Raw genomic sequence first — 11,733 nt, forward strand, 5'->3', positions numbered from 1 at the left:
ACTACGGGCATTCAAATTTAAGTGTGTTTGTTATGAAAAACTCCATTATTCCAGTTGTATTGGCCGGTGGTATCGGTTCGCGGTTATGGCCATTATCGCGCCAAGCTATGCCAAAACAGTTTTTACCTTTACTGGGAGATGAGTCATTATTGCAAAGTACCTTAAATAGAGTCTCTGACTCATGTTTTACTGATCCGATTTTGGTTTGTAATGAACAGCATCGCTTTATTGTCAGCAGCCAATGCCAGCAAATCGGTGTTGCAACCATGGCGTTACTGTTAGAGCCTGATGGCAAAAATACTGCTCCCGCCATCGCATTGGCAGCACAATATGCATTACAGCAAGGGCTTGATAAACCTTTATTAGTGATGCCAGCCGATCATCATATTGATAACTTTGAGTTGTTAATAGAGCAACTTCCTGATGCGATAAGCTTGGCGCAACAGGGCAAGTTAATTACCTTTGCGATTGAGCCAGACTCGGCCCATTGCGGTTACGGTTATATTAAAAATGGTACTAAAATAGCGGCTTCAAACTGCTATGAAGTTGATGAATTTAAAGAAAAGCCCAGTCTACTATTAGCACAGCAATATCTTGCCAGTGGCGAATATAGCTGGAACAGTGGGATGTTTTTATTCACTCCTAGCGCATACCTTGCTGAACTTGAGCGTTTTGCACCAAAAATCGCCAGTTGCATTGCAGCAGCCGCCAATTTCAGTGGCGACTTAGGTTTTATCCGTGCCAATAATGAAGTCTTAAAAAACTGTCCAAGTGATTCAATCGACTATGCTATTTTAGAACGCAGCCCAAATGTGGCGGTGTTGCCTTTAGCGCTGAATTGGAATGATGTCGGCGGTTTTAATGCGCTATGGCAAAGTGCCGATAAAGACGAGCAAGGCAATAGCCTAAGCACAGATGACGTGGTTTTACATAGCCATAACAACTTACTCAGTGGTGAAGAAGGTCATAGCATCGCAGCTCTTGGGGTGAGTGATTTAGCGATTATTCACACCCATGATGCAACTTTAGTCGCGAGTAAAAGCCAGTTAGATCAGCTCCCGGAACTATTAAAGCAATTAGCCGTTAAGCACGACGATAAATTGATCCATCATCAAGCCGTGTATCGACCGTGGGGTAGTTACCGGGTGTTAATTGCAGGCACCGGCTTTAAAGTGAAAAAAATTATTGTCAGCCCTGCAGGCAAACTTTCAACACAGCGCCATCAGTACCGCGCTGAACATTGGGTTGTCGTCTCTGGCATTGCTGATGTACGTATTGATGGCGAAGCACACACGCTTACTGCCGATCAATCTTGCTATATAGCCGCCGGTCATATTCACAGCCTAGCAAATACGCAAAATGAGCCACTGATCCTTATAGAAGTACAAACTGGCAGCATTTTAGATGAAACGGATATTGAACGTTTTGACGATCAGTATGGTAGAAAATAGTGAAGGTTAATCGCTTTTAACCCAGCCAATACTTAATATATAACGACTACCTTTTTCTATTTTGGTTACTGCATGCTGAGTTATATCGGGCCTAAATAGTTTTATACGCTTGCTTTGAAATAAGGTGTTTTCGCACATAAACTCACCGCCCAGTTGGGCACGTTTTATAATGAGATTTAAACGAAAATGCTTACCTTTTTTTACTTTATCTGTATGGGGCTTTATTTCACTACCAACGGGAAACTTAATTAAATAAGTATCAAACTTTACTGGCCAATGGGCGCCACACAGAAGCATTTTGTCATAGCCCGAATCTTGCCTGCCACGCTGCCAGTGAAATAAATTTTTAAAAATAGCCATTGTATCTTTTCCTTATTACTTTAACTTCGCCAACTCGCCAACTCGCCAACTCGCCAACTCGCCAACTCGCCAATTCGTCAACTCATCTGCTCCCTGACATACTTTAAATATTGCTCAAGGCTATTTTGCCACAGTACCAACGCTTCTGTGAGTGACTCTTTAAGCGGTTTGTTATCGAGTAAGCGTCGTTCTATTTTTTTTAACTCTATACCGTAGCGGTTAAAACCGAGCTGTAAAGCGGTACTTGCTTGGCGATGGAGCAGCTTGATACATTGTTCTTTATCTTCATCTAATAATTGCTGAGCACGGATCAGCTTGTTACGAGCAGACAGCACAAACTCGTTGTATATAGAAGATATTTCATCTTCGCTAAAAGAACTTTTTAATGTTTCGGCGGCGGTGTCATCATACAAAATGTCACTGAGTTCTACCGCAACACTAGGTGCCTGGCTGTTTTGTGAGTCACTCAATGCTTGGCGTAGCTTTTGTTGCTTTATAGGTTTACCAACAATGTCTTTGATCCCTAAAGTAAAATATTCTTTTATTTCGTCAGGACTTAAACTGGCTGTAAAGGCCAGTACAGGGGTACGTTGATTTTTATGTTCCATACCTTTGAGAGTTTTGAGTACCTCTTGACCAGTAAAGTCCGGTAAGTTCATATCTAGTAGCACAACATCAAAATGGTAGGTTTGCATTAGTTCGATAGCGCTTTTACCATCACGGGCTAGTTTGATTTTATGTTCGTCATCGGCCATAAACTCAATAGCTATCTTTTGGTTTAAATCTAAATCTTCGACCAATAATACGTCTAATCCAGTTAAGTAGTCCTTCGATTGATGACGTTGTTCAACTAAACTCAACTCGCCAAGTGCCAGAGTAATATCAAAACTAAACGAGCTACCTTGGTCTAGTTTGCTGATAATATCGAGCTTTGAATTAAGTTTATCAAGCAAGCGACTGGTAATAGCAAGACCAAGACCTGTGCCACCTTTTTCTTTGCCGGCACTGCTTTGTACGTAAGGCTCTGTAAGGTACTCAATTTCGTCATCTTCAATGCCTGGACCTGAATCAATTACGCTGATGCGAATGTGGTGCTCAAGTTGGCGTTCTTCGAGTAATTCCACCTGAATTTTAACTTCACCTTTATCGGTAAATTTAATTGCATTACCGACTAGGTTAATAATAATTTGCCTTAGTTTTTGTTGGTCGCAGTAGTAACAAGCTTGCTCAGGAAGATTGTATATTAACTCAAGCTTTAAGCGCTTTTGCTCAGCTAGTGGGCTAAGTAATAAACATAAGTTATGCAACCAGGTTTTAAATTCTACGTCTTCCTCATAGAGCGCTTCGTTGTGTTGGTCTAGGCTGGCGTAATCAAGTACTTTATCAACCAATAAGTTAAGTGATTCTGCAGAGTTTATAATGGCTTCGCAGTAAGGTTTATCACGGGGATCGGTTGATTGATTCAAAATTAGTTGTGCGCTACCTAAAATACCATTGAGGGGGGTGCGAATTTCATGGCTAATAGTTGATAAGAATAGCCCGCGAATTTCTAAATCTTTTTGCGCTTTGCTCGTTAGTTGGTTGAGATTTTGCTCTCTACGCTCATTACACAGTAACGCCATTCCAGTGGTATAAAATATTGGCGCAATCACACCATTGATCAATAACGTAATGGTAAACCAGTTTTCTTTCAGTAGTGTTAGGTTGTTCACACCTTCCATTAAAAAAACTCGCCCAGTAAAAATACAGCTGATAATCGTAAGGATCAAAATATAGACGATGCTACCGTTAGGGTAAGGTTTGCGCGCAAAGCGAATAAATAAATAAAGTAAGAAAAATGCTTCGCTTATATGCTGTAAATCAGAGGCCAGCATACGATTACGTAGGTTAGAGTCAACTACGGTAAAGTACATTAGCAACGCTCCGCAAAATAAGGTTGCTAATACAAAAAACCGAAACTCTTTGCCGCGATAACCTAAAAATTGGCTGATTGTTAACGCATGAATGATGGATGCGCTAAACCATAAACTATTTGCAAGTACAATAGTGGCGGTGCTATCGAAATGACCATGTAAGGCAAAGCTCATCAAGGCAATAAATAGCACTAAAGGATAAAGTATATACAGCACTGTGCCTGGGGTATGTTTATTAGCGCGCCAAGTTAAAAAATTGAGTAATGCCATGACGACCATCATGGCGGCGCTGGCAGAGTAGAGCGTGAGGGAGTCGAGCATTCATATTCCAAGCAGATCGAGGTGACGAGTTTAGAATAATGGCAATTGCGTTTGTTAGCAAATATCGCGCTCTTGAATAAACAAAAAACAGGCACAAAGTACCTGTTTTTAATATTAAAATAAGAGTTGCTAGGCTAGCGAATTTCGTCAGGAATATTTTGTTGTGCCCACGATAATAATTCAATACGATTACGACATTTTGTCTTTCTAAATGCGCTGTATAAATGAGTTTTTACCGTGTGTGGACTAATGCTTAACGCTTCAGCTATTTCTTTATTTTTAGAACCATTACTCATCAAAGAGATAATTGCTTTTTCACGCTTAGTTAATTTTACTGGTTCAATATCACCGTCAGTAAGTTTATGTAATGCGTCTTTATTAAATTGCAGCATACGGTTTAACGCGTTGCACATGATATCACGACGATACCACAGCTGGTCTTCCAGTAATAAACGAATGCCTTTCATTAGCACATCAGCGTTGTCGGTAGTATAAAAAACACCACGAATACCGCTCAGCAATGCGCGATTAGCAAGTTCTGGATTTTCGTCTAAGTTGAATAATACGATATCGCATTTAACTCGTAGGTTGACCAGTTGCTCTTTCAATTTACCCCAAGCGTCTTGGCTTGATGTTTCGATAAACAATAAGCGCGTTCCCTCAGGAACTTCAGATATGTTTGTTCCGTTAGTAACATTGAGCCCTTGGGTTTTTAATAAAGGCTCTAATACGTTAATACCAATTGTATTAATTGGCTCTAGATCTAGTAACAAAAAGGCTGTACTACTCATACTTATATACTCTTGAATAAAGTTGACCAATCAATCCTAACATGCAACCCGCTCCTTTTGTATTAGAAATTTATTACTTGGGGGTAAGATATGCATAGTTTTATAACGTTTTTCGTATTTTTCACAAAGGGAAAATTTAAAAATAACTGTAAACAATTGAAATTAATATAAAATAATATTTTTTCCAAAGTTAATGTTTTTTTACAAATATTTACAGTAAACCAGTTTAAATTAAACCTTTTGTCTTATCTTGATAAGGAGGCCATCCCATTATTTTACCAGCTAGCATATGTAAATGGATATGATAAACAGTTTGCCCGCCATGTTCATTGCAATTCATTACCACGCGAAAACCATCCTCTGCAAAGCCTTGTTGTTTGGCTATTTTCGCAGCTACCACATACAGGTGGCCAACAATTGGCGCATCTTGCTCAGTAATATCATTGATGGTCGCAATCGCTTTTTTCGGGATAATAAGCACGTGAAAAGGGGCTTGAGGGTTGATATCTCTAAACGCTAAACTAAGCTCATCTTCGTAGATGATATCAGCTGGGATCTCGCGGTTAATAATTTTAGTAAAAATAGTTTCTTGGCTCATTTAAAGGGCTCTTTGTCGGTTGTACTAAAGTCACTAATGACAAACTTTGCCTGCAGTGTCAAACTGAAATCAAACAACAAGGAGCTATTATGCGTAAACAGATATTATTAAGCGGTATTGTGTCATTATTTTTGAGTGCGACAAGTGTGGCTGAAACCGTTAATTTTCCTGAAGAAATAGTCCCATTACAAGTGGGCGATAAGAAAATTGAACATTCATTTTTCAATCGTGTTGATGAAATCGAACTAGTTCCTGGCGTATATCAGGTCAAACTTAAATACACCGATCTGTACGAGCAAGGTTACGATGAGCATCAAGTTATCGACTCAGAACCATTTTGGGTGACGATGACCATTGCTGCTAATACAGATTATGATGTGGTGTTTAACCGTGCTGATAATGCGGTAGCAGCAGAAGTTTTTGCAGAAGCGCCGCAAGTGAGCTTACAAGCAAAAGGAGCGTCATTAGGCACGCCACTGGCTATTATAGCTGAGCCTGATTTGACAAGTAGTGCCAGCTCTCAAGTTGCGACAGTGCAAGTAGCGCCAACAGCAGCATCAACAACCAGAGCTGCACCTAATGCTGCTAATTTACAAGCTCCAGTTTCTCGCCCTGCACCTAATGCAGGTAATGCGCCTAGTGCTGCCGCCATGTTAGATTTTTGGTGGCAACAAGCCAGTGCTCAAGAGCAGCAAGCTTTCATTGATAAAGTCACTAAAAATAAATAGCGCTGATTAAAATAGATAGCAAAAAGGGCGAATAAATCGCCCTTTTTTAATTTTGAGTTATTTAGCTATTACTTAGCAAACAAGTCGTCAATAGTACCTTGCGCAAGTGGGTGGTAACCCGGGCGCGCTTTTAGGTATACGTCATGTGCCCATTCACGTTTACCACTAGTAATTAGAGCTTTGTATAACGGCACGATTAACTTGCGACGGCCAATACCTGATAAGTGTTTATCAAGTGCTGGATAGATAGGTTGATAGCCATTGCCAACCGCAAGCATAAACCAAGCAAAAGCACGCTCTGCGTTAGTTGATTGTGTAAGATTGAACTCACTGTCTAGCATCGCCATTTTATCTAGGCTTAAATCACGTGGTAAGTTATTTAAAAAGTGTAACCACTCATGCACAGTCCAATTTGCCGTAGGAAGTTGTGCGGCTGTTGTTTCACCTTTTAACCATGCTGCAGTTGCACTATCTACTTTATCGAATGCATCTGAGGTTGGGTTTGGTGCATCGCTCGGTAAGCCAGGCTGAAAAATCCACTCGTTTACTTTATCCATGCTAACAACACCTGGATACTGTTCAATTAAGTTCGCTTTTAAGTAAGTAACAAACTCTGCGGTGGTCAAAGATTTGAATGAAAACTCTTTAAAATAGGCTTTTACAAATGGGTCGAACTTGTCGCGACCATACTTGTTTTCAAGGTAAATTAAGAATAGCTGGCCTTTAGTATATGGCACTGAGCTGAATGCATCGTCCGGATCGCGGCCATTAAGTTTTAAGTTAAGGCGAGTATCTGGCGCTGCAATAGTTTTAAGTTGAGCACGCAGGCCTGCAGCGTCAAGCGCTTGCTCCATAACCGCACGGTCACGACCATAAACTTCTTCCATAATACGGTTTTCAACGTACGAGGTAAAACCTTCATTCAGCCATAAGTCTTCCCATGTAGCATTGGTTACTAAGTTGCCAGACCAAGAGTGAGCAAGCTCATGAGCGATTAAGTTAACTAAGCTTTTATCGCCAGCAACAACCGTTGGAGTGATAAACGACAGGCGTGGATTCTCCATGCCACCGAAAGGAAAGCTCGGCGGTAACATTAAGAGGTCATAACGGCCCCAAGCATATTCACCGTACATGGTACTTGTTTTATCGATCATCGCTTGCGTGTCTTCAAATTCAGCAACTGATGCATCTAAAATGGTTGGTTCAGCAAAAATGCCGGTTTGGCGTGACATAGCTTTAAATTCTAGATTACCAGCGCCAATCGCAATTAAGTAAGGAGAGATTGCTTGAGGCATATCAAAAATGTAATCGCCATCTTTATAAAGTGCATCTTTGTTGTCAGCACTCATCACCGCACGAACATCTTTAGGTGTATGAATACGTGCCGAGTAAGTTACACGCATCGCTGGTGTATCTTGTACTGGGATCCAACTACGAGCATGAATTGCTTGCGATTGGCTGTACATAAACGGATGAGTTTTACTGGCTGTTTGCTCAGGTGTTAACCATTGTAAGCCTGATGCTTCTGGGCGACTATTGTAGTAAATGCGTACTTTTGCTGCTTGGTTTTTAAAAGTAATAGTTAACTTTGAGCCTTTAACATCATCACGTGCAGCAAGGGTAAATTTTGCTTTATGCCAGCCACCAGTTTGATCTTGATACATTACTTTATCAATATCTAAGTCACGGGTATCAAGTACCAATGTTTTGCTGTCGGCATTTTGCCATTGTAACGTATGCTCAACAAAACCTTCTAACTGCTTGTCGGCAAAATCAACGTCTAAATCAAGATTTAAGTGTGTGGTAATAACATCATCAAGATTAGCATAGGAATTTTGATCAATGGCACTGGCCATTGCTTGAGAGCACATACCTGCCATTGCGAGGCTTAAAAAAAGTGGTTTAAGTTTCATATTGACCCTGGACGGAAATAAAAAGTGCAGGTTTTATATCATGATTGACCATCAGGGTTGAGCAATTTTTACAATCTGATGCGCGTTTTGCGACGATAGGTTACACTATTGCGATTAGTGACAATTAACCTTTGGGGCATTTTGTGGCTCTCTCTTTGCAAGCTTTTCATACATTTTCTTTACCGAGCCAGTGTTCACAACTGTGCGAAATCACTGACCTTACACAATTACAGCTACTGACGTTTGATAGCCCTTTTTGCATTTTAGGTGAAGGTAGTAACACGGTATTTTTAAGCGATTATCAAGGCACTGTAATTAAAATGGCGACTACCGGTATCGCCATCATTGAACGCGACAATGATTACTTACTTGAAGTTGCTGCAGGAGAAAACTGGCATCAGCTTGTTGCATATACGCTCAAACAAGGGATGCCTGGGCTTGAAAACCTTGCTTTGATCCCCGGCACAGTTGGCGCAGCACCGGTACAAAATATTGGTGCCTATGGTGTAGAGCTGGCAAAATTTATTGAATACGTAGAATATTTTGATATCGCCACTAAGCAGCTCATCCGCCTTAGTTGTCAACAATGCGAGTTTGGCTATCGAGAGTCTATTTTTAAGCATCAATTAAAAAATAAAGCAGTGATCACTTGTGTTGCATTGGCATTACCAAAACTTTGGCAGCCAGAGTTAAGCTACGGTCCTTTACAACAGCTTCAGTCGGTAACGGCGCAGACGGTTTTTGAGCAAGTGATTAAAACTCGTAACAGCAAATTACCGGATCCTTACATACTTGCCAATGCCGGAAGCTTTTTTAAAAACCCAATTATAGAAAACCAGTTACTTAGCGAATTGCTCGTCGCGCATCCGCAGTTGCCTCATTATTACTATGATGAACACCACCATAAAGTAGCTGCCGGTTGGTTAATAGAACAAGCAGGGTTAAAAGGATACCGTATCGCAGGAATTGAAGTGCATCAGCAACAAGCATTAGTTTTAGTTAATTATGGTGGCAGTGAAGGCAGTGACCTAATTAAAATGATTCAACATATCCAGCAGCAAATATGGCAACGTTATCAAATAAGCTTACAGCACGAAGTTCGCTTGATGAATAATGATACTGAATGCCATATCGGTTTAGGGGAGTTAGCATGAAGGCGCCGGATGGTAATAAATTAGCAATCTTAAATGCGCTCAATCAGGGTGGCTTTATCTCTGGGCAATTACTTGGTGAGCAACTTGGCATTAGTCGCGCCGCAGTGAGTAAACATATGCAAAGTTTACAAGCGATGGGGCTGGATATTTTTAAAGTTAGCGGTAAGGGTTATAGCCTTAATAACTCCGTGGGCTTGTTAGAGCAAAATAAGATCCAGCAATATTATCAAGGCTTGAACGCCAGTACGGCACATATCGAAGTGCATCCGATCATTGATTCGACCAACAGTGAGTTAATGCGCCGTATTGCGGCTAAACAAACACTGGATTCAGGCACTGTCGTCGTCGCGGAAATGCAGCAAGCAGGGCGTGGGCGACGCGGACGCGTTTGGCAGTCTCCATTTGGTGCGAACTTGTATTATAGTTATTTCTGGCGCTTAGATGACGGGCTGCAAGCCGCAATGGGTATGTCTATCGCAGTAGGCTTAGCTGTTTACGATACGTTAAAAGCACTGTATCAGTTAGATATTGAACTCAAGTGGCCAAACGACATTTATCTTAATAAAGAAAAGCTCGCAGGTGTTTTGGTCGAATTAGATGGTCAGCCACAAGGGCCATGCCAGCTCGTGATAGGTATTGGTATTAATTTGCAAATGCCCACAAGCTACAGCCAGCAAATCGACCAAGCGTGGACTGATTTGAGCCAACATAGCCAACAGATTGATAAAAATCAGCTGGTGGCACATTTAACATACCACCTTGAGCAACGATTAGCGCAGTACAGTCAAACTGGCTTGCATGACATGTATCAGCAGTGGAACGAACTCAACGCCTTTGCAGGACAGTGTGTGGAGTTAAATACCGGGCATAGAAGCTGGCGCGGTATCTGTGAAGGCATAGATCCACAAGGTGGTATTCGTATTCGCCAAGATGGTGAGGTTAAAAGCTATTACGGTGGTGAAATTTCACTACGCAAGGCAGTTCAATGAGATTATTAATCGATGTAGGTAATACAGCACTTAAAGCAGCGCTATGCCAGCAAGGCGAAATCAAGCCGTGTGATGTTAGTGCGCTACCTTGGCGGAAAATTAACGAGCTGGTTTATGCAAGTGTTGGTAAAAATGAGCAACTCAATGGACTATTAGCACAAGCATCGGCATTTCAGGTGCCATGTTTTGAAGCGAAAGTGACTAAACAATTGAGTAACCTTAGCTGTGCGTATCAACAATTTAGTAATTTAGGTATTGATCGCTGGCTTGGTTTAATTGCTGCTTTTCAATTATGGCCGCAACAAGATTGCATCGTGATAGACACAGGCACAGCCACAACAATTGATGTACTTACAGCACAAGGACAACATTTGGGAGGTTGGATATTACCTGGCCTTGATCTCATGACACGCTCATTAACACAGAATACGCAGCGTGTTTTTGATGATGCCAACACGCCTTTTGCGAATGAGCTGGGTGTAAACACACCTAATGGTTTAAAAAATGGCGCGCTAGTGGCAACCTTAGGGGCTGTTGAACAAGCAAAATTACATTTAACCAATAAAAAACCTCAACTAATTTTTGCTGGTGGCTATGGTGCATTATTGAAAGCGCAATTTTTAGACGCGATTTATGATCCGCAATTAGTGATGAAGGGGCTCAATTACTGGTATGAATTGAGCAAAAATTAACAAAAACAGGCTGTTTTGCCTGATTTGTGAGCGTTCGGCACATAAAATCACATTTTTTTTAATTTTCTTGTTGCATCACCACCAACCTTCCTCTAATATCTCGCCCCGTACTAAAGCAGTGCCGACTTAGCTCAGCTGGTAGAGCAACTGACTTGTAATCAGTAGGTCAACCGTTCGACTCGGTTAGTCGGCACCACTTTCCTTTTACCGAAAGTGTTTAGTAAAGAATTATCGTGGAGGGGTTCCCGAGCGGCCAAAGGGATCAGACTGTAAATCTGACGGCTCAGCCTTCGCTGGTTCGAATCCAGCTCCCTCCACCACTTTATTCTTGACGGTTAGAGGTAGTTTAAGAACAGGTTGCTAACGCGGGCATCGTATAATGGCTATTACCTCAGCCTTCCAAGCTGATGATGCGGGTTCGATTCCCGCTGCCCGCTCCAGTTTCTGGTGTTGCTGATATAGCTCAGTTGGTAGAGCGCACCCTTGGTAAGGGTGAGGTCGGCAGTTCAACTCTGCCTATCAGCACCAGTCTTAGAATCTTCTTGATTACTTCCTTTATCTGTCAGAAAATACTATTTGAAATTTGAAAAATTTAACTTAATCTACCTCTGGTGGATTATTTTCATATGTAATCTAGATACACAAAACTGATAGGTTCCGTCATGGCAAAAGCAAAGTTTGAACGCGTAAAACCGCACGTAAACGTAGGTACAATCGGCCACGTTGACCACGGTAAAACTACCCTAACTGCAGCAATCACTAACGTACTTGCAAAAGTATACGGCGGTGTTGCTAAAGATTTCGCATCAATCGATAACGCTCC

11 protein-coding genes and 4 tRNA genes are annotated in these 11,733 nt (G+C 41.4%); 10 read left to right on the top strand and 5 right to left on the bottom strand.

Going from position 1 to position 11,733, the window contains the following annotated elements; all coding sequences use genetic code 11:
• Positions 1-32: 32 nt before the first annotated feature.
• The gene (locus H5154_RS19245) at positions 33-1,451 is read left to right on the top strand and encodes a mannose-1-phosphate guanylyltransferase/mannose-6-phosphate isomerase (RefSeq protein ID WP_182719315.1); all 1,419 of its coding nucleotides are present in this window, start codon (positions 33-35) and stop codon (positions 1,449-1,451) included.
• Positions 1,452-1,457: 6 nt separating this feature from the next.
• On the opposite strand, the gene H5154_RS19250 is transcribed toward H5154_RS19245, so the two are convergent.
• From H5154_RS19250 to H5154_RS19265, 4 genes are all read right to left on the bottom strand, one after another.
• On the bottom strand, positions 1,458-1,811 hold the full coding sequence (locus H5154_RS19250; protein WP_182719316.1) for a 2OG-Fe(II) oxygenase: 354 nt from the start codon (positions 1,809-1,811) through the stop codon (positions 1,458-1,460).
• Positions 1,812-1,888: 77 nt separating this feature from the next.
• Positions 1,889-4,045, bottom strand: a complete 2,157-nt coding sequence (locus tag H5154_RS19255) for an ATP-binding protein (RefSeq protein WP_182719317.1) — start codon at positions 4,043-4,045, stop codon at positions 1,889-1,891.
• A gap of 134 nt (positions 4,046-4,179) precedes the next feature.
• Positions 4,180-4,836 (bottom strand): response regulator transcription factor, encoded by a 657-nt coding sequence (locus tag H5154_RS19260; RefSeq protein ID WP_149983340.1) that lies wholly within the window; start codon positions 4,834-4,836, stop codon positions 4,180-4,182.
• Between the two features lie 226 nt (positions 4,837-5,062).
• The gene (locus tag H5154_RS19265) at positions 5,063-5,434 is read right to left on the bottom strand and encodes a histidine triad nucleotide-binding protein (RefSeq protein WP_149983339.1); all 372 of its coding nucleotides are present in this window, start codon (positions 5,432-5,434) and stop codon (positions 5,063-5,065) included.
• 89 nt (positions 5,435-5,523) lie between these two features.
• On the opposite strand from H5154_RS19265, the gene H5154_RS19270 reads away from it, so the two are divergent.
• Positions 5,524-6,162, top strand: a complete 639-nt coding sequence (locus tag H5154_RS19270; RefSeq protein WP_149983338.1) for a DUF2057 family protein — start codon at positions 5,524-5,526, stop codon at positions 6,160-6,162.
• 68 nt (positions 6,163-6,230) lie between these two features.
• On the opposite strand, the gene H5154_RS19275 is transcribed toward H5154_RS19270, so the two are convergent.
• On the bottom strand, positions 6,231-8,075 hold the full coding sequence (locus H5154_RS19275) for a M1 family metallopeptidase (RefSeq protein WP_182719318.1): 1,845 nt from the start codon (positions 8,073-8,075) through the stop codon (positions 6,231-6,233).
• A gap of 143 nt (positions 8,076-8,218) precedes the next feature.
• Between H5154_RS19275 and murB the strand changes: the two genes are divergently transcribed.
• The 8 genes from murB to H5154_RS19315 form a co-directional block, all read left to right on the top strand.
• The gene (gene murB / locus H5154_RS19280; RefSeq protein ID WP_182719319.1) at positions 8,219-9,229 is read left to right on the top strand and encodes a UDP-N-acetylmuramate dehydrogenase; all 1,011 of its coding nucleotides are present in this window, start codon (positions 8,219-8,221) and stop codon (positions 9,227-9,229) included.
• Complete coding sequence (gene birA / locus H5154_RS19285) at positions 9,226-10,218, top strand: bifunctional biotin--[acetyl-CoA-carboxylase] ligase/biotin operon repressor BirA (protein ID WP_149983335.1); 993 nt, start codon at positions 9,226-9,228, stop codon at positions 10,216-10,218. Before murB ends, birA begins: the two co-directional genes overlap by 4 nt.
• Entirely contained in the window at positions 10,215-10,910 is a 696-nt protein-coding gene (locus H5154_RS19290; protein WP_182719320.1) for a type III pantothenate kinase, read from the top strand. Before birA ends, H5154_RS19290 begins: the two co-directional genes overlap by 4 nt.
• 120 nt (positions 10,911-11,030) lie before the next feature.
• A tRNA-Thr gene (locus H5154_RS19295) sits at positions 11,031-11,106 on the top strand.
• A 39-nt stretch (positions 11,107-11,145) separates the two neighbouring features.
• A tRNA-Tyr gene (locus H5154_RS19300) sits at positions 11,146-11,230 on the top strand.
• Positions 11,231-11,275: 45 nt separating this feature from the next.
• Positions 11,276-11,350, top strand: a tRNA-Gly gene (locus tag H5154_RS19305).
• A gap of 12 nt (positions 11,351-11,362) precedes the next feature.
• Positions 11,363-11,438 (top strand) — tRNA-Thr (locus H5154_RS19310).
• Between the two features lie 134 nt (positions 11,439-11,572).
• A partial coding sequence (locus H5154_RS19315; protein ID WP_246175643.1) for a GTP-binding protein occupies positions 11,573-11,733 on the top strand: 161 nt, incomplete at its 3' end.

It is taken from the genome of Pseudoalteromonas sp. SR44-5 (assembly GCF_014163675.1).
GTDB classification, from domain to species: Bacteria; Pseudomonadota; Gammaproteobacteria; order Enterobacterales; family Alteromonadaceae; genus Pseudoalteromonas; species Pseudoalteromonas rhizosphaerae.

Coding starts and splice junctions, on each gene's coding strand:
- H5154_RS19245 (WP_182719315.1), top strand. CDS start 33: ATGAAAAACTCCATTATTCCAGTTGTATTGGCCGGTGGTATCGGTTCG.
- H5154_RS19250 (WP_182719316.1), bottom strand. CDS start 1,811: ATGGCTATTTTTAAAAATTTATTTCACTGGCAGCGTGGCAGGCAAGAT.
- H5154_RS19255 (WP_182719317.1), bottom strand. CDS start 4,045: ATGCTCGACTCCCTCACGCTCTACTCTGCCAGCGCCGCCATGATGGTC.
- H5154_RS19260 (WP_149983340.1), bottom strand. CDS start 4,836: ATGAGTAGTACAGCCTTTTTGTTACTAGATCTAGAGCCAATTAATACA.
- H5154_RS19265 (WP_149983339.1), bottom strand. CDS start 5,434: ATGAGCCAAGAAACTATTTTTACTAAAATTATTAACCGCGAGATCCCA.
- H5154_RS19270 (WP_149983338.1), top strand. CDS start 5,524: ATGCGTAAACAGATATTATTAAGCGGTATTGTGTCATTATTTTTGAGT.
- H5154_RS19275 (WP_182719318.1), bottom strand. CDS start 8,075: ATGAAACTTAAACCACTTTTTTTAAGCCTCGCAATGGCAGGTATGTGC.
- birA (WP_149983335.1), top strand. CDS start 9,226: ATGAAGGCGCCGGATGGTAATAAATTAGCAATCTTAAATGCGCTCAAT.
- H5154_RS19290 (WP_182719320.1), top strand. CDS start 10,215: ATGAGATTATTAATCGATGTAGGTAATACAGCACTTAAAGCAGCGCTA.